This window comes from Vagococcus entomophilus, assembly GCF_003987595.1.
GTDB classification, from domain to species: Bacteria; Bacillota; Bacilli; order Lactobacillales; family Vagococcaceae; genus Vagococcus_E; species Vagococcus_E entomophilus.
Map to the genome: position 1 here is coordinate 330783 of NZ_NGJZ01000002.1, position 24059 is coordinate 354841.

Genomic DNA, 24059 nt, shown 5'->3' on the forward strand with positions numbered 1-24059 from the left:
TTTGGATTATATTTTATCTGGTCACGCTTAGGGTTACAATATTAATTATATCAGACTTACAATTCAACTCAAGATTTTGTTCCCTGTATTTGATTAAAATGGGTAGAGTAGAAAAATTGTCTCAATTGCAATTATCATTCAGGGTTATAGAGGAAGTAGTTCCCTTTTTATTTTTATGTTTTTAAAAATAATCTGGCGGTCGAATAAGAGAATCGTAGACTAATTGTTTATTGTTCTCATTCTTTATAAATTCTTTAGCGCTACTTTCAAAGAAAGTTAAAAGATCAGGTTTTTCTTTTAGTTCATTAACTACCCATGGTTGTAGTAAATATGGAATTTTAGCAGTATTTAGATTTGATATCATATATAGAGTTGTCACTTTCCCTATAATAATCTCATTTTCTATTTTTTTTACAGCCCCATCATTGATAGGTAATAAATTGGTATAGTTTTCATTTTCAAATAAGCTTAGTACAATACAAATTTCATATGGGCTTAGTTTTCTTAAACGTTTTTCAGCTGTTTTATAGAACCATTTCATTTTTCTTTTGTTTGATACGAAGTTAAAAGTCTGGATAAGTAACGTGACTATTAAAATCGCTAGTGATACAACGAAGACCAATCCTATTATAAATCCATATTTATTTATAAAAGATGTTAAATGAAGTTTTGCTAGGAATTTTGAGGGTAGAAGAAGCATTAAACCACTTGCTAAAGCGAGAGCAGACATTATTTTGACAGGCAAATTCAGTATATCTGTTATATTTAAATCTAGTTTCAAGTAAACTCCTCCAATATTGTATTTAACTTTATTATAACCTAAAGTTAAATATTATTGAATAGCGAGTCTCTATAGTAGTTACAGCCAAGGTTATTTTATGAAAATTTTAGAACGTACATAAAACTTACTACATAGAATAGTCAGTATTTTTCGTCAATTTTAATATTTTGATTCCTATTAAATTTAACTTGATTCTCTTTAGAGGTTTGTATTTTGATATTTCCTGTAATATTGTCTGCAATTACCTCATCACGGTTAGGATAATAATGAGAATAGTGTCTCAGGGTAATCTCAGGTCCTGAGTGACCTAATCTTTTACTTAACATAAGAGAATATCCACATTAAACTCATTGATTAAATACGAGGCATGAGAGTGCCTTAAACCCTTTGCTTGAATTCTATGAACTCCAGCCAGTCTTGAATAACGTTCAATAATTCGAGCAATTTTTGATTTCTGCATTGGGTTTCCATCATAGCTGAAAATGAAATTAGAGGTACATTTTTTTCCAAATGGAAAACTAACATAATCATAATAAAAAATATTGATATTTATTTATTTTTTCTAAGTTGTAAAGGTAACATTTTGTCGAGTTCCACTTCGGTAAAAAATTGTTCTTCTTCGTTCTTTAGAGCTTTCTGTGATTCTGAATAACTCTTCTTGTCTGTTTTAGGAGACTCAGAATAGATTATATATGTTTCCTCTCGAAGTGTATCTCTTGTTACAACGATTTCATCTATTGAGAGAGTTTCAAAATCCGTCAATAATGTTACGTATTTTTCTCTAATTAACCATAATTTATCAGCAGCCATCCTATGTTGTTTTGACTCCTCGTCTAATTCAAAGTTTTTAAAGAAAAGGTTTAATGCGAGTAAAACAGCTGAAACAAGACCTGCAATAGTGGTTAATATGATTTTATCAAATACGATTGTACCTAAGAATCCTCCTGTTGATATGGCAGATAGAGTGATTTGTGAATATCTTAAGATTTTATTTTTCTGGTTAAGCCTATACATAAACTTCAAATGTGAAGTATATGTATAAGTAACGCGTCCATATGCTTCTCGAAGTTGTATCTCTAATTTTTCTTTATGCTGTAAATCACTCATTATTACTCCTCCTCATTTAGTTAAGTTGCAATCTTCTTTATCACTTTTTCTAGACATTCAGTACTATTAGAAGTGTCTACAGTTTGATTACTACCTGGCGAATTCAAATTTAATGAACTTAATCCCAAAATTGTATTATTATTAAAATATTCTAATAAGATGTTCTCATAAGCTCCCATACTTGCATTAGAACTACTTCCAGGTTCAGTATATCTCCAGTTTTCCATCGCATTGTAAACAAAACTATCTATTACTATGCCAGAAAGATGATAACTGCTGAAATAAGTATCGCGAACATAACGAAAATGTCTACACGTTGTATAAAGCAACCCATTACTATATGTTGGACCATTCTTTACCTTCATAGCTTCTTGTTCACTTTTTGGATTAGTCGCTTTCCAATTTCCACCCATATTTGAGTCGGGATAGATATATCCCTGATGATTACCCCAATAATCCATATTCTGAAAAGCAGGTAAAATTTCAAATTTTATTCCATCATGAAAATTAATTTTGACCACCTGTCCATCTGCTCTTATATCACTTCGAGGGTATGCTACTTGAAGTGATTTTCTAATTGACTGTAATAATCGTGATTGGCCATTACCAGTAGACGAATTGAATTTATCATACTCTGAATTAGGGATTTCTACCAAAACATCAATATCACTTGTACTTATTGCAGTTCCACGTCCATAAGACCCTACGTAAAAACTATGAGCTGTTTCACTAATTGAATTCCAAAACTCTACATTAATCGCTTTAGTCACAGCACGATATCTTCTAGCTATAGTTTGTCTTGTTTCTAATGGTGTAACATACGAATTTGTTACTAAAATACTCATATTATTTTTTCCTCCTAACATTTTTCAGATTTTATATAAAATATATTATTATTGTACAACCTATAATTTTATAGGCAAATCTTCGTAATCTGTTTTTATTACTTTCAATATACTGTTAAACAATTAAAAAGCCAGTCGTTTATCGACTGACTTCGTGGCTACAAACATGGTTACACAAGCTATCAAATTTGCTTAATTTTATTCTTTTGGAATAATTCAATGGTGTAGAAACCCTTATAAATCAATGGGTTTGTAAGTCATTCACCTGTACTTTATTCCCACTCCACAGTTGCGGGTGGTTTGCTGGTAATGTCGTACACGATACGGTTGACGTGTGCGACTTCGTTGACGATGCGGACAGAGATTTTTTGGAGCAAGTCCCAATCAAAGCGAGCAAAGTCAGCGGTCATACCGTCGATAGAGGTAATGGCGCGAATGCCCACGGTATAGTCATAGGTACGGCCATCGCCCATCACGCCGACGCTACGAAAGCCTGGTAAGACAGTGAAGTATTGCCATACGTCACGTTCTAGGCCGGCTTTGGCGATTTCTTCGCGTAAGATGGCGTCACTTTCGCGGACGATTTCGAGTTTTTCTTCGGTGATATCACCAATGACACGAATGCCAAGACCTGGTCCTGGAAACGGTTGGCGCCAAACGATTTCATCAGGCATGCCAAGCGCTGTTCCTAGTTCGCGGACTTCATCTTTGAATAGAGTATTTAAAGGCTCGATTAGTTGGAACTGCATGTCTTCTGGTAAGCCACCAACGTTGTGATGTGATTTGATGGTTTGGGCTGTTTCTGTACCAGATTCGATGACATCAGTGTAAAGAGTTCCTTGGGCAAGGAAGTCGACTCCGTCTAGTTTGGTTGCTTCGTCGTCGAAAAGATATACAAATTCATTTCCGATGATTTTACGTTTTTTCTCTGGGTCAGAAACGCCAGCGAGTTTATCTAAGAAGCGTTTTTGGGCATCTACTTTGATAATGTTCAAACCAAATTTGCCACCGAGTGTTTCCATGACTTGTTCTGCTTCGCCTTTTCTAAGCAGTCCGTGATCGACGAAGATCGAGGTGAGTTGATCGCCAATGGCTTTTTGTAATAAAACGCCAACGACAGAAGAGTCCACACCGCCAGATAAGCCAAGTAAAACTTTACGATCTCCGACTTTTTCGCGGATTTTTGCGATTTCTAAGTCGATAAAGTTCCCCATTGACCAGTTTGCTTCTGCTTGACAGATGTTAAAGGCAAAGTTTTTTAGGATGTCATTGCCATATTGGCTGTGACGAACTTCTGGGTGAAATTGAATACCGTAAATATTGCGTTCTACATTTTCAATGGCTGCAAAAGGACAGTCATGGGAAGTCCCTGTTGTGACAAAGCCATTTGGAATTTCAGTGACCGCATCTCCGTGGCTCATTAGGACCACTTGTTCTTCAGGCGTTCCGCTAAAAAGAATCGAATCTTTGGTGTGTGTCAGGTTGGATTGGCCGTATTCACGATTTCCAGCAGTTCCAGCAACGTCTACTTGTCCACCAAGTTTGTGCGTGATAAGCTGCATGCCGTAGCAAATTCCAAGGATTGGAATTCCTAACTCGAAAATCTCTGGGTCAATATCAAAAGCCCCTTCACCGTATACACTGTTAGGTCCACCAGAGAAAATAATTCCTTTAGGGGCCATTTCTTTAATTTCGCTTGCGGTGATGCGATGGCTCAGTAATTCTGAAAATACTCCAAATTCACGAATCCGACGTGTGATTAATTGGTTGTATTGACTCCCAAAATCAAGCACGATAATTTTTTCCATTGTTGTCAAATCGGCAACGTTCGTCAAGTGTCTTCACCCTATTCCTTATAGTTTATGTATTTTTACTTAGTCAATATTTTCTAAGAAAAATTTTGTCAATTTTGTGATGCGTGGTTTTGTGCAAAATAAGGTCTGCACGGTTTTTGGTAGGCAAGATAAAATCTGTGAGATTTTTTAGATTCACGTCTTGCCACACTTTTTTTGCCATGCGGAAAGCTTCGTCTCGGTTGCCTTTCGCATAGGGATAATAAAAGTTTGTAGGATCTTTAACGGCTATATCGAGCAAAGCCCCAAAACGCTCTAAGTACCATTGTTCAATCAAGGCTTCGTCTGCGTCTACATAGACCGAAAAATCAAAAAAGTCGCTAATATAAATCTGTTCGTTCATTGGGAGTTGCAGCACGTTGATCCCTTCTACAATCAAAATATCTGGCTGGTCAACTAAATCATAAGCGTCTGGAATAATATCATAAACGCTATGCGAGTATACGGGCGCTTTTAACCCACGCTTGCCACTTTTGACTTGATTTAAAAATTGAATCAAATGGGGCATATCATAGCTTTCTGGAAATCCTTTACGAGAGAGCAGATTTCGCTTTTCCAGCTCGCTATTGGGATATAAAAAGCCGTCGGTGGTAATCAATTGGACATCTTTTTTAGGGAATGTCCGAGCAAGAATCATTTGCAGTAACCGGGCTGTGGTACTTTTCCCCACGGCAACGCTTCCTGCGACCCCAATCACAAATGGGGTTAGGCCAGTGTACTGTTGCATAAACAAATCTTTACCCAATTGAAGTGATTCATATTCTTTCATATAGACATGAATCAGGTGAGTCAAAGGGATATAGATATCACGGACATCTTGTAAGGATATTTGATCATTAAATCCCTTAATTTGTTGTAACTCCGCTTCGCTAAGTGGGGGAATCCCGTCACGATAAAAGCTCTGCCAAGTCTTTCTGGACAAGGCATAGTAATTGATTGGATTTGCTGTTTCCATGGTTTGCTTTCCTCCGTCACTATTTCACAAACATCTCAACGTTATTCTAACATAAGAAGGAAGGCACTCCTACAACTTTTTGTTTCGTTCTTACGATAGATTTTATGCTGTAATGCTACGGCTGTCAAGAGCAGAAACTTAGAACAATTCTTGATTTTGTTGGCGTTGTAGTGTGCGGATTGCTTTTCGCTCCGCATAGCCTTGCATAATTTTTTGCTGTGCATTCGTTTGAGCTACAACCCGTGGAACGACGAGTGCTTGGGATTCGGTATTCATGTGGGAGTGAATCACAACAAAGGTCATAAAACAAGTTCCCGCAAGATATGTATCCCCACTAGATAAGTTTTCACCCGTGACTTTTGCAAATACCTCTAAGGAAGTTTCTCCAACACCACTGACAAATGTTTCAATCGTGACGGCGTGGTTTTCTGCTAGAGGTTGTAAGAAATTCATTTGATCAATCGAAGCGGTGACGGCACCCAAATGGCAGTGCCTGGCAACGGAAATCGAAGCAGCTTGATCAATTAAAGAAAGGAGTTTTCCACCAAAAAGCGCAGAAAAAGGATTCAAATCACCAGGGAAGATTCGTGTGGTCTGCACAACGAGAGAGTCTGTGCAAAATTTTTGCGGTCGTTCGATGTTTTTCATGTTCAAATCTCCTTTTGTCATGCTATGATAGAGACATCATTTTATACAGCGTATTATAGCATAAAGGTTCAATCAACGTCGAAATACTGACTGGGACTAGGGAGGATGGAAGAGTTATGACGATTGTTTTGTTTGGCGATAGTATTACTGCTGGATATGTCCACGGAGAAGGTGATACACAAGCCTTGACTAAGCGCATAGCACAAGCGTTCCAAAAATATGATGTACTCAATCTAGGGATTCCAGGAGATACTTCGCAAGGTGGGAGAGAACGTGTGTATGAGCAGGTAGTAAACGTAAATCCAGACTATGTTTTTGTCTTTTTTGGCGCAAATGATGTGGCAGAAGACAAGGTGCAGACAAAGGCGATTTATCGACAAAATCTACAGGCAATCGTTGAGGCTATTGGCAAAGAAAAAGTCATTCTGTTGACAGGACCATACACAAACCAAAAGAACCATGCACAAGATCGACCAGAAAGTCGGATTAAAGACTACGCACAAGCGGTTGAATCTTTAGGCAATCAGTTGAGCATACCTGTGGTTCCAATTTATAAAAGAATGAAGCAAGACCAAGCAGTGACAGCATTTTTTCAAGCGGATGGTCTTCATTTTTCAGAAATCGGCTATGATTTTTTAGCGAAACAGATGATAGAGGCACTGGAAAGAAAGATAGGGGAGAACAAGGAACATGAGTAATAATCATTATTATACCAATCAACCGGAAACGCCACATCAAAAGGATACGTGGTCGTTTAAACTGAAGGACAATACGTTTTTCTTTACGACGGATAGCGGTGTTTTTTCCAAAAAGACGGTGGATTTTGGCTCGCGCGTGTTGATTGATACTTGGCCAGAAAGTGATTTGCCAGAAGGGTCTCTTCTTGATGTTGGGTGCGGGTACGGACCCATTGGTTTAGCGTTAGCACATGCGACTGGACGTCAGGTTGAAATGGTAGATGTCAATGAGCGTGCGGTTGCCTTGGCACAAGAAAATGCACGTAACAATCATTTAGAGCATACCGCAATTCATATATCCAATATCTATGACAATGTTTATGAAGAGCACTATGCTGCGATTGTGAGTAATCCTCCGATTCGTGCAGGAAAAAAAGTGGTGCATGAGATCCTAACGGGGGCGTTTTCGCGACTGAAAGTTGGTGGAACTCTAACCGTGGTAATCCAAAAAAAACAAGGAGCACCCAGTGCGATGCAAAAGATGGAAGAGACGTTTGGCAATGTGGCAACGTTAAAAAAGGAAAAAGGGTATTACATTTTACAGAGTGTAAAAAAGAAATAGCTAAGATGACGGTGGGATTAAAAAAAGGATGCACAATTAGGGCATCCTTTTTTGTTAGTTAAAAGAAAAGAGCAATGAGGAGCAAGGCGATGATGATTTGGGAAAACCCAATCGAGAGACCGTACATCATTGCTTTGGGGCCTTCTTTGATGAGATCGGCAAATTTTACACGCATGCCAATCCCGGCTAGGGCAATGATTTCAAACTGATTGCTGATTGTTTTAGCAGTCAGGGGTAAAAAGTGCGGTACTTTGATAAAAGTGACAAAGAGGCAACAAGCAAAGAAGACGAGGATAAACCAAGGAATGCCAATCTTGGTTTTTTTCGTTGTTTGGCTAGAGTGTTTTATACACTTTTTATCAAAGAGGCGGCCATGATTTTGGGTATTCATTTTTGAAAAAGCAAATGCGACAACGACCAAAAAAATAATCCGAATAATTTTAAAAATTGTAGCATATTGCACGACTCCATCACTTACAAGCTTGGCAGAAGCAATGACTTGTCCAATTGATTGCAATGTGCCCCCAATCATAGCGCTGGTAGGTATGACTTCGTGATGATAAAAAAAGGAAGTAAGGATCGGTAGAGTAATCATCAACACGGTTCCGGTTAAGTTGACAATTGTAATTGAGATTCCTTTATCTTTTTCGTCCGCCTCAAGGATGGGGGCGACACTACCGATTGCAGAAGAACCACAGACGGCATTTCCGGCACACATCAAAAGAGCAAACTTTCGGTGGAACCGCATTTTTTTTCCTATGAGATAAGCAAAAAAGATGGTCGCAGTCATTTGTAGCGCGATAAATAAAATGCCGTTTGCCCGCACGCTTAGGACGTCACGGATATTTAGGGTGAGCCCAGTCAGGCAGATGGAATATTCCAACAGACGACTTTCTGAAAATTTGACGCCTTTATTAAAGCTAGGATGGTTGAGCACGGTGTTCCCCAAAATAATTCCTAAAAAGATAGCAAAAAGTGCTGCACCGATTTGTGGGAAAAGCTTCCCGATGATTTGGGCGATAAAAGCTAGGGCGACACAGGAAACAATGCCGGATACATGCTCTTTCACCCAGTGTGTTATGGTGTTCAAGTGAGTAGCCTCCTTCATTTGATTAATGAATCTATAAGTAGCATAGCAAAGAAATAGCATAAAAAGAAATGATATATTATAATACATCTATAAAATAAATTTATGGATAAAAGGTGAAAAAATGCTAGATTATCGGTATCAAACATTCATGGTCTTGTGTGATAAGAAAAATTATACACAAACAGCCAAAGCGCTGTTTATTACCCAACCCGCTGTTTCCCAACATATTCAATGGTTAGAAAAAAAGCATGGAATTAGTTTATTTGAATATCGCCATCGCAAACTCTCGCTAACAAAGAAAGGCGAAGAACTCTATCGCTACGTGACGGAGCTCCAAGCCAATATAGTCAAAATCGAGCATGAGTTAGTCCACGATTCTTCTAAAAAACAACAAATCCGCTTTGCAACAACACTATCCATTCAGGAATATCTTTTACCACAGTTAATTGAAAAGATGCTGCTTCAAGAGCAAGCAGTCGCTGTTTCATGTGCTGTTGAAAATACGGAACGCATCTTACAACTCCTAACCCAAGGCAAAATTGATTTTGCTCTAATCGAAGGGAACTTCCCTAAAGAATTTTTTTCCTATATCGAGTTGGGACAACAACCTTTGGTGATGGTAGCAGCGCAAGAGAGTACGCTTGACGCACGTAAAACGTATCTGTTGTCTGAACTACTAGCAGAAAATTTTATCACAAGAGAAAAAGGTTCTGGCACAAGGAAACTAGTAGATATGGTATTGAGCGAACAAAATTTTGAAGTTGCGGATTTTGCGCAATGTGTGACGGTTAACCATTTTCATACAATCAAATATTTATTGAAAGAAAATCGAGGGATTTCTTTTTTATACGAGGCAGTGGTCAAAGAGGAGATAAGACAAAAACAACTCAAGAAAATCAAGGTCCTCCATGTTCACTCAGCACATCAGTTTGCGTTTGTTTATTTGAAAGATAGTCTTTTTGAAACAGAGCTCATGCAAATGGCTGAACAGGTACAAAACTTACTGCAGTATATAGAAAAAAGAGAAACAACCCCTTGACTTTATTTGTAGAAAAGCGTATCATTATCTAATGCAAAAACTGTCTATTACATGAGAAAGAGCAATGTGAAATATTGTCCATATTGCCTTTTAGAATAGGAAAACAAAAGTAGAAACGCGAAAATTTATTTTTAGCTTGTTCTATTTTTGGTTTTTTTTTGCCCATTATTGGGTTAAAATTTCTGTTTTAATCAAAAAAAAATATTTGTAATATTTTTGTAACAATTTAATCGGACAGTATTTTGAAAAGAAATTGCTTAAGGGGTGAAGAACTTGGCTGGACACGTAGTAAAGTACGGAAAGCACCGTGAACGTAGAAGTTTCGCACGTATCAGTGAAGTATTAGAATTACCGAATTTAATTGAGATTCAAACAGATTCTTACAAGTGGTTCTTGGATGAAGGACTAAGAGAGATGTTTGAAGAAATTTTACCAATCAAAGATTTTAGTGATAAATTATCACTAGAGTTTGTTGATTATGAATTGAAAGAACCAAAATATACCGTTGAAGAAGCACGCTCACATGATGCAAACTATTCAGCACCGTTACATTTGACACTACGCCTAGACAACAAAACAACTGGCGAAATTAAATCACAAGAAGTTTTCTTTGGTGATTTCCCACTGATGACTGAAAGTGGAACCTTTATCATCAATGGTGCAGAACGTGTTATTGTTTCCCAGTTAGTCCGTTCACCAGGAGTATATTTCCACGGGAAAGTAGATAAGAATGGAAAAGAAGGCTTTGGTTCAACGGTTATTCCAAACCGTGGGGCATGGTTAGAAATGGAAACTGATGCAAAAGACATCTCTTATGTACGGATTGACCGTACACGTAAGATTCCACTTTCTGTACTTGTTCGTGCTTTAGGCTTTGGCTCAGATGATACCATCTTAGAAATTTTTGGAGAAAGTGAAAGCTTACGTCTAACTCTTGAAAAAGATATTCACAAAAATTCAAGTGATACACGTACCGAAGAAGGCTTGAAAGATGTTTACGAACGTTTACGTCCAGGGGAGCCTAAAACAGCAGATAGCTCACGTAGCTTACTAACTGCTCGTTTCTTTGATCCAAAACGGTACGATTTAGCGAATGTTGGTCGTTACAAAGTCAACAAGAAGTTAAGTCTAACAACGCGTTTATTGAACCAAACATTGGGTGAAACGTTAGTTGATCCTGAAACAGGTGAGATTTTATTTGAAAAAGGCACCGTCATCACACACAGCGTGATGGAAGAACTTGCACCACATTTGGCAAATGGGTTAAACAATGTTACGTATTACCCAACAGAAGATGGGGTTGTAACGGAACCAATGACCATTCAAGTGATCAAAGTTCAGTCTCCAAAAGACCCAGAGCGTATTGTCAATGTGATTGGCAATGGTCAATTAGATGACAAAGTGAAAACGATTCGTCCAGCAGATATTATTGCTTCTATGAGTTATTTCTTTAACTTGATGGAAGAAATCGGAAATGTAGATGATATCGATCACTTGGGAAATCGTCGTATTCGTTCTGTCGGAGAACTTTTACAAAATCAATTCCGTATTGGGTTAGCTCGTATGGAACGTGTGGTACGTGAAAGAATGTCCATTCAAGATACAGAAACCTTGACACCACAACAATTGATCAACATTCGTCCAGTTGTGGCAAGCATCAAAGAGTTCTTTGGTTCATCTCAGTTATCACAGTTTATGGATCAAACCAATCCATTAGGGGAATTAACCCACAAACGTCGTTTATCTGCCTTAGGACCTGGTGGACTGACACGAGACCGCGCTGGATATGAAGTACGTGACGTGCATTATTCCCATTATGGTCGTATGTGTCCGATTGAAACGCCAGAAGGTCCGAATATTGGATTGATCAATAGTCTTTCAAGTTATGCGAAAGTCAATAAATATGGCTTCATCGAAACACCTTATCGTAGAGTAGACCGTGCAACTGGACGCGTAACAGAACATATTGATTACTTAACAGCCGATGAAGAAGATCACTATATCGTAGCGCAAGCAAACTCAAAATTAAATGAAGACAATACGTTTACACATGATGTTGTCATGGCTAGAAGCCAAAGTGAAAACATGGAGATTGCGACAGACAAAGTCGACTACATGGATGTATCACCAAAACAAGTAGTCGCAGTCGCAACCGCATGTATTCCTTTCTTGGAAAATGATGACTCCAACCGTGCATTGATGGGAGCAAACATGCAGCGTCAAGCAGTTCCTCTAATCAAACCACAGTCACCATTTGTGGGAACTGGTATGGAATACAAAGCAGCCCATGACTCGGGTTCAGCCCTTGTATGTAAGCATGATGGGGTAGTTGAATTTGTAGATGCTAAAGAAGTGCGCGTGCGTCGTAGTAACGGGACACTGGATAAATACTTTGTAACGAAATTCCGTCGTTCCAATGCGGGTATGTGTTACAACCAACGTCCAATTGTGACACTAGGTGAAAAAGTAGATGCAGGAGATGTTCTTGCAGATGGCCCTTCAATGGAAGAAGGAGAAATGGCTTTAGGTCAAAATGTTTTGGTTGCCTTCATGACTTGGGAAGGGTACAACTATGAAGATGCGGTTATCATGAGTCGTCGTCTTGTTAAAGATGATGTTTATACTTCTATTCATATTGAAGAATACGAATCAGAAGCACGTGATACAAAATTAGGACCAGAAGAAATTACTCGTGAAATTCCAAACGTCGGAGAAGACGCATTAAAAGATTTAGATGAAATGGGTATTATTCGTATCGGAGCAGAAGTGCAAGATGGCGATTTACTTGTTGGAAAAGTAACACCAAAAGGAGTAACAGAATTATCTGCTGAAGAACGTTTGTTACACGCAATTTTTGGAGAAAAAGCCCGTGAAGTTCGTGATACTTCTCTTCGTGTTCCTCATGGCGGTGGCGGTATTGTCCATGATGTGAAAATCTTTACTCGTGAAGCAGGAGATGAATTATCTCCAGGTGTTAACATGCTTGTTCGTGTGTATATCGTTCAAAAACGTAAGATTCACGAAGGAGACAAAATGGCCGGACGTCACGGAAATAAAGGGGTTGTATCCCGCATTATGCCGGAAGAAGATATGCCTTACTTACCAGACGGAACGCCTGTTGATATCATGTTAAACCCACTAGGTGTGCCATCACGGATGAACATTGGACAAGTATTAGAGTTACACTTAGGAATGGCTGCTCGTCAGTTAAATATTCGCGTTGCAACACCAGTATTTGATGGAGCGAACGATGAAGATGTATGGTCAACGGTTCGCGAAGCAGGGATGGCCAAAGATGCCAAAACGATTCTTTATGATGGTCGTACCGGTGAACCATTTGATAATCGAATCTCTGTTGGGGTGATGTACATGATCAAACTTGCCCACATGGTAGATGATAAATTGCATGCGCGTTCAACAGGACCTTACTCACTTGTAACGCAACAACCACTAGGTGGGAAAGCGCAATTCGGTGGACAACGTTTTGGTGAGATGGAAGTTTGGGCACTAGAAGCCTATGGTGCTGCTTATACCCTTCAAGAAATCTTAACCTACAAATCAGATGACGTTGTTGGTCGTGTGAAAACTTACGAAGCAATCGTCAAAGGAGAACCAATTCCAAAACCAGGTGTACCAGAATCATTCCGAGTACTTGTTAAAGAGTTACAATCTTTAGGTCTCGACATGCGCGTGCTAGATGCAGACAATGCGGAAATCGAATTGCGTGATATGGATGATGATGATGACGATTTGATTACCGTAGATGCCTTGACAAAATATGCACAAGAGCATGCGGCAAAAGAACAGTCTGAAAAAGAGATTAAAGCAAAAGCCGAGCAAAAAGCAATGGCAGAAGCAGAAAATTTCGAACAAAACATGGACAGTCTAGAAGATACTAAAGATTAAGTTCATCATTAAAAGAAATGGAGGGAACACCTTTTGATTGATGTAAATAAATTTGAGAGCATGCAAATCGGCCTTGCTTCTTCTGAAAAAATTAGAAGTTGGTCTTATGGGGAAGTTAAAAAACCTGAAACAATAAATTATCGTACATTGAAACCTGAAAGAGACGGTCTTTTCTGTGAACGCATTTTCGGTCCTACTAAGGACTGGGAATGTGCGTGTGGAAAGTACAAACGTATTCGTTATAAAGGAATCGTCTGCGATAGATGTGGGGTAGAGGTTACTCGTTCAAAAGTTCGTCGTGAACGGATGGCGCATATTGAACTTGCAGCACCTGTTTCACATATCTGGTATTTCAAAGGAATCCCTAGTCGTATGGGACTTGTACTAGATATGAGTCCACGTGCATTAGAAGAAATTATTTATTTTGCTTCTTATGTTGTGATTGAACCTGGAGATACCTCTTTAGAGAAAAAACAATTACTAACGGAGCGCGAGTACCGTGAAAAACGCGACCAATATGGTCAAGGCTTCCAAGCTGGAATGGGTGCAGAAGCAATCAAACGTCTTTTAGATGACGTGGATGCAGATGCAGAAGTTGTGGCGTTAAAAGAAGAATTGAAAACTGCTCAAGGACAAAAAAGAACGCGTGCTATCCGTCGTTTAGATATCTTAGAAGCTTTCCGCAGTTCTGGCAATGAACCTGGCTGGATGGTAATGGACGTTGTTCCTGTCATTCCACCAGATTTACGTCCAATGGTCCAATTAGAAGGTGGACGTTTTGCGACAAGTGATTTAAATGACTTGTATCGCCGTGTAATCAACCGTAACAATCGTTTGAAACGATTGCTTGATTTAAATGCACCAAGCATTATTGTGCAAAATGAAAAACGGATGCTTCAAGAAGCCGTGGATGCCTTGATTGATAATGGGCGTCGTGGCCGTCCGGTCACAGGTCCGGGTAACCGTCCACTAAAATCTCTTTCTCACATGTTGAAAGGGAAACAAGGACGTTTCCGTCAAAACTTACTAGGAAAACGGGTGGATTACTCTGGTCGTTCTGTAATCGTCGTAGGACCATTCCTAAAAATGTATCAATGTGGTCTGCCAAAAGAAATGGCTATTGAATTGTTCAAACCATTTGTCATGCACGAATTAGTCAAACGTGGCGAAGCGAGCAACATCAAAAACGCAAAACGTAAAATCGAACGTCAAGAAGATGAAGTTTGGGACGTATTAGAAGATGTGATCCGTGAGCATCCAGTACTTCTAAACCGCGCACCGACACTCCACAGACTAGGAATTCAAGCATTTGAACCTGTTTTAGTTGAAGGACGTGCCATTCGTCTTCACCCACTTGTATGTGAAGCTTACAATGCCGATTTTGATGGAGACCAAATGGCGGTTCACGTACCGTTAAATGAAGAAGCGCAAGCAGAAGCTCGTTTGCTAATGCTAGCGGCTCAAAATATCTTGAATCCTAAAGACGGCAAACCAGTTGTAACGCCTTCCCAAGATATGGTACTAGGAAACTATTACCTAACAATGGAAGAAGATGGGCGTGAAGGAGAAGGAATGATTTTCCGTGATCTAAACGAAGCGGTTCTTGCTTTTAAAAATGGTTACGTGCATTTACATTCAAGAATTGGTTTGCAAACTTCTTCTCTTAAAAACAAACCGTTTACCTCTTGGCAAAAAGAACGAATCTTGATTACAACAGTTGGAAAAGTGATTTTCAATGAAATCATGCCACCTGAGTTTCCTTACTTAAATGAACCAACCGATTACAACTTGACTGTACAAACACCAGACAAATATTTTGTAGAGCCAGGTACGGATATTCCAGCCTTTATCAAAGAACAACCCATCATTTTACCGTTCAAGAAAAAGAATCTTGGAAATATCATTGCAGAAGTCTTCAAACGTTTCAAAATTACAGAAACCTCAAGAATGTTAGACCGTATGAAAGACTTAGGCTATAACCAATCTACATTCGCTGGTATGACTGTTGGGATTGCCGACATCATGAACTTGAAAGAAAAACAAGCAATCATTGATGATGCACACAAACAAGTAGAGGTCATCACTAAACAATTCCGTCGTGGTTTGATTACAGATGATGAACGGTATGAACGTGTTATCGGCGTTTGGAATGCAGCCAAAGACACCATTCAACAAAAACTAATGGAAAGTTTGGATGCGAAAAACCCAATCTTCATGATGAGTGATTCAGGAGCTCGTGGGAATATTTCCAACTTTACTCAGCTGGCAGGAATGCGTGGACTGATGGCAGCACCAAATGGACGCATCATGGAACTTCCAATTATCTCTAACTTCCGTGAAGGTCTATCTGTCTTAGAAATGTTCATCTCCACACATGGAGCGCGTAAAGGAATGACCGATACGGCCCTTAAAACAGCCGATTCAGGGTACTTAACACGTCGTTTAGTTGACGTAGCACAAGATGTAATTATTCGTGAAGATGATTGTGGAACAGATCGTGGTCTTGACATTTCTTCTATCAAAGAAGGCAACGAAATTATTGAGCCTTTAGAAGAACGCTTAATTGGTCGTTATACCAATAAAGCTGTTCATCACCCCGAAACTGGTGCAATTGTCATTGCCAAAAATGAAATTATCTCTGAGGATATTGCAAAAGAAATCGTAGATGCAGGTATTGAAACGGTTAATATCCGTTCAGTCTTTACATGTAATACCAAACATGGAGTATGTAAGCATTGTTATGGACGGAACCTAGCAACTGGTTCTGAAGTAGAAGTAGGAGAAGCAGTGGGAACAATTGCTGCCCAATCCATCGGAGAACCCGGAACACAGCTTACAATGCGTACCTTCCATACCGGTGGGGTTGCCGGAGACGATATTACTCAAGGGCTTCCTCGTGTCCAAGAAATTTTTGAAGCACGTAATCCTAAAGGGCAAGCTGTTATCACCGAAGTAACGGGTGAAGTGATTGACATGCAAGAAGATGCAGCAACACGTACTCGTGAAATCACGATAAAAGGTGCAACGGATACTCGTACTTATACCGTTCCTTATACTGCACGTCTAAAAGTTGCAGAAGGGGATACAATTCACCGCGGAGCACCTCTGACGGAAGGATCAATTGATCCAAAACAATTGCTTCGTGTTCGTGATGTATTATCTGTTGAAAACTATCTATTGCGCGAAGTACAACGTGTATACCGGATGCAAGGGGTAGAAATTGGCGATAAACATATCGAAGTAATGGTTCGTCAAATGTTACGCAAAGTTCGTGTCATGGATCCAGGTGATTCTGATATCTTACCAGGAACATTGATGGATATTTCAGAGTTTAGAGACCGTAACTATAAGACACTTATCTCTGGTGGCTCACCTGCTACTGGTCGTCCTGTCTTACTTGGTATTACCAAAGCATCTCTTGAAACCAATAGTTTCTTATCAGCAGCATCGTTCCAAGAAACTACGCGTGTGTTAACAGATGCAGCGATTCGTGGAAAACAAGATCCACTTCTTGGTCTTAAAGAAAATGTTATCATCGGGAAGATTATTCCTGCTGGTACAGGTATGGCAAAATATCGTAATATGGAGCCAAAAGAAGTAGGCGCTGCAAGCGAAAATGTTTACAGTATTAGTGATATTGAAGCACAAATGGCAGTTGAAGATGCTTTGAAAAATAAAGAATAAGCGCTTGGAAAAAGAGCAGGAATGATTCCTGCTCTTTTTTTTTGTTCAATACAATGTAACAAGGAATAAACCAGCTGTTAAAAAGGGGACAAAGGGGATGACTTGGTGGTTAAGGGAAAAAGTCCAAGAAGAGAAATAAAAGCAAGCAAGAATCGCCAAAAACGAAGCCCAAAAAATAATCCATAAGACGGAATGTAAGTTGAGTAATAAACACCAAAAAATCAGGATTTTGATATCGCCACCTCCAAGTCGGGAAGAAAAATAAAAAGAAAAAATCTTGAAGAAGAGGTAGCACCCAAACGCTTGGAAAAAATGAAGCATGAAAAAATTCTCTTCTACTATGAAACTAAAGAGGCATAGAAAAACAAAGACAGAATAGAGAAAAGGGCACACAATCAGGTAGTAGTAATCGGTAATTGACAGGCATAGAGCCATGAGATAGAGTAAAAGTAGCCAAAGTGGTGTGTGCCTTTGAGTATATAGATGTACAAAAAGGAATGCGCTATTGAGGATAAAACTATTGAGAATAATGGCATCATACCTGCCTGAATAATCGGATATCCTAGTAAATCTGAGAGGATTTGCGACAAATGGAAAAAGAGTGGAAGAAGTGTCTGTTAGTAAGTTATGATAGGACTTTAGATTATTAAATAATAAAGGCGGTAAAATGAGACAAACATCTAGCAAGATACGACCAAAATATAAACCAAAGAAAAAATAAATGAATGTATTCATTGGCAACTCCTTTATGCGTTTTTTATTAAATACGTAAAAAAGTGAGGGGTTCATTTTAGGAGGAAAATCATGAAGCAAGAGTGGACCTTAGGCGTGGATATAGGCACAACTCAAACCAAGGCAGTTCTTTTTGCAAAGACTGGACAAGCACAAAAAAGCTTTTACCAAAAGTATCCTACCAGTCACCCTAAAGTGGGGTACGCAGAACAATCCTTGCAAGAGATCGAACGGGCAGTTCTGTTTTGTATTCAAACTGCTAGCAAGTATGCAACAGAAAAAAATAGGACGATTAAAGCCGTATCATTTTCTAGTGCGATGCATAGTTTTGTTCTTTTAGATCGTCAAGATGAGAGTCTGACTAATTTGATTATTTGGGCGGACACGCGCAGTGAATCAGTGATAGAGAAGCTGAAAAAAAGCAAGCTCGCGCAAAAATTTTATACAAAAACAGGGGTTCCGACTCATGCGATGAGCCCTTTTGCAAAGTATTTGTATTTTAAAAAGGAAGAACCAGAACTTCTTTTAAAAGTCGACAAAATCTTAGGTATCAAAGAATATCTGCTGTACCGGTTGTGTGGGGAGTTTGTGAGTGATTACGGTTGTGCTTCTGCTACGGGCTTTTGGAATTTTGCTACAAAAGACTGGGATGAAGAGATTTTATCTTTTCTAGCTATTAAGCGAAATCAATTACCTACACTTGTTCCACCAACTTATCAACTACGTCCTGTAACGGAATTCGGACAAACTGTTTTGCCAGAAATGTCGGCTATTCCCTTTGTGATTGGCAGTTCAGATGGCATTCTAGCCAATGTTGGCCTAGGTGCGCTTAAGGATGGTCAAGCGACCTTATCGCTTGGAACGAGTGGAGCCATTCGAACGATGGTTCACAAGCCTCAAATTGATGTGCAAACGCAAACGTTTTGTTATATGCTGGACGATACACATTGGCTTGTTGGTGGGGCATCTAGTAATGCGGGCAACGCATTTGAATGGGGCATCAAACAGTTGTTGAGTAGTGAAATAAATTTTGGTAAGAAAGAATACGAACAATTATTTGAAGAAATTGAACATATACCCGTCGGTTCAGATGGACTATTCTTTTTCCCTTACCTTTGCGGGGAACGAGCACCTATTTGGGATGCAAAAGCAAGTGCTAGTTTTGTCGGGTTGACAATCAAGCATACGAATCAGGCAATGATGCGTGCTATTTTAGAAGGTGTGGCTTTTAACTTGGCTCAAATTTTAAAAGAAATTATCCAAATTTCTGGCTCTGTGACCGAGCTTTTAAGTACAGGTGGTTTTTCAAATTCTAGGGTTTGGAAACAGCTAGTAGCAGATGTGCTAAATTGTCCGTTGTCTTTTCCTGAAACGGTAGAAGCATGTTGCTACGGCGCTGCAGTGGTTGCTTGGAAAAGCTTAGGAGAACTTGACTCGTATCAAGCCGTAGCAAGCTTGAATACGATACAGGAGCTTGTTTTACCAAAACCAGAACAATCTGCGCAATACCAACAGCTGTATCCTGTTTTTAAAGAGTTGCAAGGGACAATGGCAACAAGCTATCAAAAACTACGAGAAGTATCGAATCTCAAATAAGTCTTTCTTTTTTTAAAAATTTACGCTAATATGAACTTATATATTAGGAGGGTAAAATGAAAAGTAGATGGATTTTTGGGAGTATCGTTTTTTTGTTTTTATTAGGAGGCTGTGTACGTAGTGAAAAAGAGAAAGAGCAAACAGCAAATTTGTTTATTGAATACATGTTTTTGGGAGAAAAAAAACAGTCATTTGAAAAAAAATTTAGTCAAAGTAAAGAACTGATAGCTTTGTCCCAGCAGACACGAGGGATTTTTCAAGAAGGGTTTATTGAAGGATTTTTGCAAACAGAAAATCAAAGTATTTCCTCATTGCAACTACAGGAGCTTGCTGCAACTTTTTTTGATCGCGTAAAGCTTGTTAGTACATTTAGTCAAGTGAAAATGCAGCAAAGAAAAAGTGTAGTTCAAGTTTGGTATGAAATCTATGGCTTGGATATGGTGGGCTTGATGAGCCAGACATTGGCAACATTTAGTCAAGAAGTAAAACAAACTCAGACAATCTTATCAGAAAATGAAAAATCAGAGCAATTATTAATCGTTTTTAAAGAAAGCTTGCAACAAACAAAAAGAGTGGAAAAGCCCGTAACGGTCAAGCTGCTCTTTGTAGTTGATCAAAAGAACAAATGGAAGTTAAAAAAAGATACTGGCAAGCAATTAGAAAAGCTTTATTATGCGTTTTTACTTGGTAAAAAAAATCAAGTGGAGTACGTCAAAGATCTGACCCAAAAAATCCGCTAAAAAAGTCATGTGTCACGTTATTAAAGTGAACGTTTTATTGTGAAAAAACAATTATGTATTTTGTAGGAATTTACTTGTAATTGAGCAAAGGGTTTTCCTTAGTAGCAGTTTCGTATTTGAATATAATTATTATTAAATGATAATAATTATAAAAATAAGCGCTGATAACGCATTATATTTGATTTTATTTTTAACTAACGGTATGATGAAATAGTAAAAATAAGAAGGAGTGAAGAAAATGAGTTATCAAAAATCAAAAGCAGTTTTAAATCAATTGGTGGCAGACCTTAGTCAATTTGCAACAATCATCCATCAAACACATTGGTATATGAGAGGGGAAGACTTCCTTACATTACATCCTAAAATGGATGAGTATATGGATGAAATTAACGATCAATTAGATGAAGTGGCAGAACGCTTGATCACAATTGGTGGGGCTCCTTATTCAACATTAGCAGAATTTGCTGCCCATACAAATTTAGGCGATGAAACTGGTACTTATCAAAAATCAACAGAAGAGCGCATGGCACGTTTAGTTGAGGGATACCGCTATTTGCAAGCTTTATACGGTAAGGGAATCGAAGTTTCTGGTGAAGAAGGAGACGACGTTACCCAAGATATGCTGATTGCTTGCAAGGGTGCTGTTGAAAAGAATATTTGGATGTTACAAGCAAAACTTGGAAAATCTCCCGAAGTCGATACGGTAGAAATTGAAGTGAAAATTAAAGGATAATTTTTAAAATAAGAAAAGTGGGTGACTGTATTTTATTGATACAGTTGCCCATTTTTTTTATAAGCAGAAACGTTGTCTTCTATCTTTTTCTTTGCTATACTTTTTTTGTGATTAGTGTCACAATAATACTGAAGGAGAGTGTTCAAAAAATGAAGGTAGTAGTCGTAGGATGTACACACGCGGGAACAGCAGCAGTCAAAAATATTCTTGCTTTACACCCGGAGGCAGAAGTGACGGTATTTGAAAGAAATGATAACATCTCCTTTTTATCTTGCGGAATAGCTCTTTACGTCGGCGGAGTTGTAAGCGATCCCAAGGGGCTTTTTTATTCAAACCCAGAAGAATTGGCCTCTTTAGGAGCTACAGTTAAGATGGAACATGATGTGACTGAAATAGATGTACAAGCACAAAAAGTAAAAGCAAAAAATTTACAAACAAACGAAGCATTCGAAGTTGCGTATGACAAGCTTGTTATGACAACAGGGTCTTGGCCAATTATTCCACCAATTCCCGGACGTGAGGCAGAGAATATTTTGTTGTGTAAAAACTATAATCAAGCCAATGTGATTATCGATAAAGCAAAACATGCACAAAAAATCGCTATTGTTGGAGCAGGGTATATTGGTATTGAATTAGTCGAAGCTTTTGTGGAATCTGGCAAAGAGGTGACCTTGATTGATGGTCTAGATAGGATCTTAAACAAGTATTTGGATCAACATTTGACCGATATTCTGGAAACAGAATTAAAGGAACGTGGTGTCACACTTGCCCTTAATGAATCTGTATCAGAATTCAAAGCAGATGATCAAGGAAAAGTTCAGCAGGTAATCACCGAAAAGGGTAGCTATGAGGCAGATATGGTCATTATGTGTGTTGGCTTTAGGCCCAATACTGATTTGCTCAAAGGAAAAGTAGAGATGTTGCCAAATGGAGCTTTGATTGTGGATGAGTATATGCGAACAAGCAATCCTAACATTTTAGCAGCTGGTGATAGTACAGTGGTACACTACAATCCAAGTAACTTGAAACAATACATTCCACTAGCCACAAATGCAGTTAGACAAGGCATGCTTGTTGGACAAAACTTAACGGAAGAGCGCATGGCATATAGAGGCACCCAAGGAACCTCTGGCTTATATTTGTTTGGCTGGAATATTGGCTCAACGGGCGTGACAAAAACCAGTGCAGCGTTAAATAATTTAGAAGTACGTGCAGTTGAATTTGAAGACAACTACCGGCCAGAATTTATGCCGACAACGGAAAAAATCTATATGCAATTGGTTTACGAAGCGGATACCCACCGAATTGTGGGAGGACAGTTGATGTCGAAATATGATGTCACACAATCAGCCAATACTTTATCATTAGCTATTCAAAACAAAATGACGGTTGAAGACTTAGCAACGGCTGATTTCTTCTTTCAACCACATTTTGACCGTCCTTGGAACTACTTAAACCTACTTGCACAAGCAGCGTTAGCACAAATGTAAGCACAAATGCTAAAACCACCTTAAATGGAATAGGGTGGTTTTTTCTTTTTTGCTAAAGATAAAAAAAAAAGAAAGTAAGAGCGGTTGATATTTTAAGTAAGGTTTGTATAATTAAAATAAGAACAAAATCGTTTGTTAAATAAATAGTCAATAAATAGAAAATGAGATTTTTTTAGAGGGGGTCCAAGTAAATGGAAAAAGAACAGGTCGCGACGCAAAGAAATTATATTTGTCATAGTTCAAACTTTGATCAACCCTTTACTGGGTGTGTGATTAAAAAATTGGAAAACAGCTGTATTGTTGAAATCATCAGATGGACAGCTGAGGACGAATTTATGGTCTTTGATTTGCTGAGTAAGACGGTCATCCCCTACGCTCAAATAGTAAAAAAGGAAGACGAATAAATAGTAAGATACAAGGAATTCAAATAAAATACTGCAGTCCCGTTTATCTAATAAACCGGACTGCAGTATTTTTATTTTAATAAAGATAAAATTTTTAAAGCACTTTTTTCATCGATGAAAAAATGAGTGAAGAAGTCTCCTCGAAGCGCACCTAAAACTGCTTCAGCTTTGAATTTTGAGTTACTTACCCCAATCCGAGTTGGGACATCCAAGATTTGCTCTAGGCTTAGACCAAACGTTGGATCATTTTCCAAGTTTAAAAAGTGTCCGTATTGATCAAATGGTCGCCCATAAACTAACCCACAAGCTTGAGCTAAGTGATTGCCAAATAGTAGGTGGCGATTGCGATTCCAAGCCTCTACACTAGTGATAGAGGCAGGGGTGGCAATACCCGATAAAATAATATCGGAATGAGCAGCGGTCAACAATGTCTTTTGTAAAATTGGCTCTAAAGCGAGTAACTCACGTGCTTGGCTGTTGATGATATACAACGGGGCACTAAGCGTTAGATATTTTGACTCATATTTCATTGCCGCTTTTTGTACAAGACGCATCGAACCAGCTAAAGATTGATATTTTCCGATTTCTCCGATAAATTGGGTAAAGATGAGCTTTTCTCGGATTTCTGGTTTGAATTGCTCGATGACCTTGTAGACACTATCCCCCCACGAAAGAGCTACAACATTCGCACTTTGAATAAATTCTTGCACACAATGTGCGGTGAAATGCCAAAAATGAATATCACGATGGGCCAAGTCCTCGGTATCTTTTAAAATGAAAAGTTTCGTTTTAAAGTGCTGATTGAGGGAGTTCTCTAGTTCGTAATTGCGCTCATAGGGAGAGCGGATGTTAATGGTTACGATGCCAGACTCTTTTGCCTCACTCAAGTATTTCAGTATTTTATAACGACTTAGTTCATATTTTTTGGCCATCTCAATGACAGGGATATTTTCTAAATAAAAATCTTTGGCTAGTTGGATTAAAAGTTCATTTTGTTCATCATGATAATTGTTCATAGACTCAAGCCTTTCCCTAATGTACTTATCAATATTATACCAAAAGTGTCAAGCTCTAAAATTGATAAAAATAAAAAATAGACATTTTATTTACATTTTTTAAAAAATAAGTTATGATATATTTGTAAAAACTTTAAAAAA

The 24059-nt window shown here is 38.5% G+C and carries 18 protein-coding genes and 1 pseudogene; 10 read left to right on the plus strand and 9 right to left on the minus strand.

Going from position 1 to position 24059, the window contains the following annotated elements; translation table 11 throughout:
* Positions 1-181: 181 nt before the first annotated feature.
* From CBF30_RS07545 to CBF30_RS07575, 7 genes and pseudogenes are all read right to left on the minus strand, one after another.
* Entirely contained in the window at positions 182-781 is a 600-nt protein-coding gene (locus CBF30_RS07545) for a superinfection exclusion B family protein (RefSeq protein WP_245975044.1), read from the minus strand.
* Positions 782-921: 140 nt separating this feature from the next.
* Positions 922-1274, minus strand: a pseudogene (locus CBF30_RS11980) (tyrosine-type recombinase/integrase); the annotation flags it as partial.
* 56 nt (positions 1275-1330) lie between these two features.
* Entirely contained in the window at positions 1331-1888 is a 558-nt protein-coding gene (locus CBF30_RS07555) for an SLATT domain-containing protein (RefSeq protein WP_126824620.1), read from the minus strand.
* Between the two features lie 20 nt (positions 1889-1908).
* Entirely contained in the window at positions 1909-2733 is an 825-nt protein-coding gene (locus CBF30_RS07560; RefSeq protein WP_126824623.1) for an SMODS domain-containing nucleotidyltransferase, read from the minus strand.
* 272 nt (positions 2734-3005) lie between these two features.
* Positions 3006-4541, minus strand: coding sequence for a glutamine-hydrolyzing GMP synthase (gene guaA / locus CBF30_RS07565; RefSeq protein ID WP_390221239.1), 1536 nt, complete (start codon positions 4539-4541; stop codon positions 3006-3008).
* Positions 4542-4611: 70 nt separating this feature from the next.
* The gene (gene coaA / locus CBF30_RS07570) at positions 4612-5541 is read right to left on the minus strand and encodes a type I pantothenate kinase (RefSeq protein ID WP_126824629.1); all 930 of its coding nucleotides are present in this window, start codon (positions 5539-5541) and stop codon (positions 4612-4614) included.
* Positions 5542-5679: 138 nt separating this feature from the next.
* Positions 5680-6189, minus strand: coding sequence for an acyl-CoA thioesterase (locus CBF30_RS07575; protein WP_126824632.1), 510 nt, complete (start codon positions 6187-6189; stop codon positions 5680-5682).
* A gap of 116 nt (positions 6190-6305) precedes the next feature.
* Between CBF30_RS07575 and CBF30_RS07580 the strand changes: the two genes are divergently transcribed.
* On the plus strand, positions 6306-6887 hold the full coding sequence (locus CBF30_RS07580) for an SGNH/GDSL hydrolase family protein (protein ID WP_126824636.1): 582 nt from the start codon (positions 6306-6308) through the stop codon (positions 6885-6887).
* Positions 6880-7488, plus strand: a complete 609-nt coding sequence (locus tag CBF30_RS07585; RefSeq protein ID WP_126824639.1) for a class I SAM-dependent methyltransferase — start codon at positions 6880-6882, stop codon at positions 7486-7488. Before CBF30_RS07580 ends, CBF30_RS07585 begins: the two co-directional genes overlap by 8 nt.
* Before the next feature lie 58 nt (positions 7489-7546).
* Here CBF30_RS07585 and CBF30_RS07590 read toward each other — a convergent pair whose 3' ends face one another.
* Positions 7547-8578 (minus strand): YeiH family protein, encoded by a 1032-nt coding sequence (locus CBF30_RS07590; RefSeq protein ID WP_245975045.1) that lies wholly within the window; start codon positions 8576-8578, stop codon positions 7547-7549.
* 121 nt (positions 8579-8699) lie between these two features.
* On the opposite strand from CBF30_RS07590, the gene CBF30_RS07595 reads away from it, so the two are divergent.
* From CBF30_RS07595 to CBF30_RS07630, 8 genes are all read left to right on the plus strand, one after another.
* Positions 8700-9617, plus strand: a complete 918-nt coding sequence (locus CBF30_RS07595) for a LysR family transcriptional regulator (RefSeq protein WP_126824645.1) — start codon at positions 8700-8702, stop codon at positions 9615-9617.
* Positions 9618-9890: 273 nt separating this feature from the next.
* Positions 9891-13523 (plus strand): DNA-directed RNA polymerase subunit beta, encoded by a 3633-nt coding sequence (gene rpoB / locus CBF30_RS07600; protein ID WP_170168977.1) that lies wholly within the window; start codon positions 9891-9893, stop codon positions 13521-13523.
* Positions 13524-13556: 33 nt separating this feature from the next.
* A complete protein-coding gene (gene rpoC / locus CBF30_RS07605) occupies positions 13557-17207 on the plus strand; it encodes a DNA-directed RNA polymerase subunit beta' (protein WP_126824651.1) in 3651 nt (1216 codons plus the stop codon).
* Between the two features lie 804 nt (positions 17208-18011).
* Positions 18012-19535, plus strand: coding sequence for a gluconokinase (locus CBF30_RS07610; RefSeq protein ID WP_126824654.1), 1524 nt, complete (start codon positions 18012-18014; stop codon positions 19533-19535).
* A gap of 56 nt (positions 19536-19591) precedes the next feature.
* Positions 19592-20275, plus strand: a complete 684-nt coding sequence (locus CBF30_RS07615) for a hypothetical protein (protein WP_126824657.1) — start codon at positions 19592-19594, stop codon at positions 20273-20275.
* A 238-nt stretch (positions 20276-20513) separates the two neighbouring features.
* Positions 20514-21008: a Dps family protein gene (locus tag CBF30_RS07620; RefSeq protein WP_126824660.1), complete on the plus strand. Its 495-nt coding sequence runs from the start codon at positions 20514-20516 to the stop codon at positions 21006-21008.
* A gap of 149 nt (positions 21009-21157) precedes the next feature.
* A complete protein-coding gene (locus CBF30_RS07625; protein WP_126824663.1) occupies positions 21158-22498 on the plus strand; it encodes an FAD-dependent oxidoreductase in 1341 nt (446 codons plus the stop codon).
* Between the two features lie 191 nt (positions 22499-22689).
* Positions 22690-22902, plus strand: coding sequence for a hypothetical protein (locus tag CBF30_RS07630; RefSeq protein WP_126824666.1), 213 nt, complete (start codon positions 22690-22692; stop codon positions 22900-22902).
* 71 nt (positions 22903-22973) lie between these two features.
* Here the strand turns inward: CBF30_RS07630 and CBF30_RS07635 are convergent, their stop codons facing one another.
* Positions 22974-23918, minus strand: a complete 945-nt coding sequence (locus CBF30_RS07635) for a sugar-binding transcriptional regulator (RefSeq protein WP_126824670.1) — start codon at positions 23916-23918, stop codon at positions 22974-22976.
* Between the last annotated feature and the right edge of the window lie 141 nt (positions 23919-24059).

What these genes read in the sequence shown, in the direction of transcription:
- CBF30_RS07585 (WP_126824639.1), top strand. Translation starts at nt 6,880, where the DNA reads ATGAGTAATAATCATTATTATACCAATCAACCGGAAACGCCACATCAA.
- CBF30_RS07595 (WP_126824645.1), top strand. Translation starts at nt 8,700, where the DNA reads ATGCTAGATTATCGGTATCAAACATTCATGGTCTTGTGTGATAAGAAA.
- CBF30_RS07555 (WP_126824620.1), bottom strand. Translation starts at nt 1,888, where the DNA reads ATGAGTGATTTACAGCATAAAGAAAAATTAGAGATACAACTTCGAGAA.
- CBF30_RS07630 (WP_126824666.1), top strand. Translation starts at nt 22,690, where the DNA reads ATGGAAAAAGAACAGGTCGCGACGCAAAGAAATTATATTTGTCATAGT.
- coaA (WP_126824629.1), bottom strand. Translation starts at nt 5,541, where the DNA reads ATGGAAACAGCAAATCCAATCAATTACTATGCCTTGTCCAGAAAGACT.
- CBF30_RS07610 (WP_126824654.1), top strand. Translation starts at nt 18,012, where the DNA reads ATGAAGCAAGAGTGGACCTTAGGCGTGGATATAGGCACAACTCAAACC.
- CBF30_RS07620 (WP_126824660.1), top strand. Translation starts at nt 20,514, where the DNA reads ATGAGTTATCAAAAATCAAAAGCAGTTTTAAATCAATTGGTGGCAGAC.
- CBF30_RS07560 (WP_126824623.1), bottom strand. Translation starts at nt 2,733, where the DNA reads ATGAGTATTTTAGTAACAAATTCGTATGTTACACCATTAGAAACAAGA.
- CBF30_RS07580 (WP_126824636.1), top strand. Translation starts at nt 6,306, where the DNA reads ATGACGATTGTTTTGTTTGGCGATAGTATTACTGCTGGATATGTCCAC.
- CBF30_RS07575 (WP_126824632.1), bottom strand. Translation starts at nt 6,189, where the DNA reads ATGAAAAACATCGAACGACCGCAAAAATTTTGCACAGACTCTCTCGTT.
- guaA (WP_390221239.1), bottom strand. Translation starts at nt 4,541, where the DNA reads ATGGAAAAAATTATCGTGCTTGATTTTGGGAGTCAATACAACCAATTA.
- CBF30_RS07615 (WP_126824657.1), top strand. Translation starts at nt 19,592, where the DNA reads ATGAAAAGTAGATGGATTTTTGGGAGTATCGTTTTTTTGTTTTTATTA.
- CBF30_RS07635 (WP_126824670.1), bottom strand. Translation starts at nt 23,918, where the DNA reads ATGAACAATTATCATGATGAACAAAATGAACTTTTAATCCAACTAGCC.
- CBF30_RS07625 (WP_126824663.1), top strand. Translation starts at nt 21,158, where the DNA reads ATGAAGGTAGTAGTCGTAGGATGTACACACGCGGGAACAGCAGCAGTC.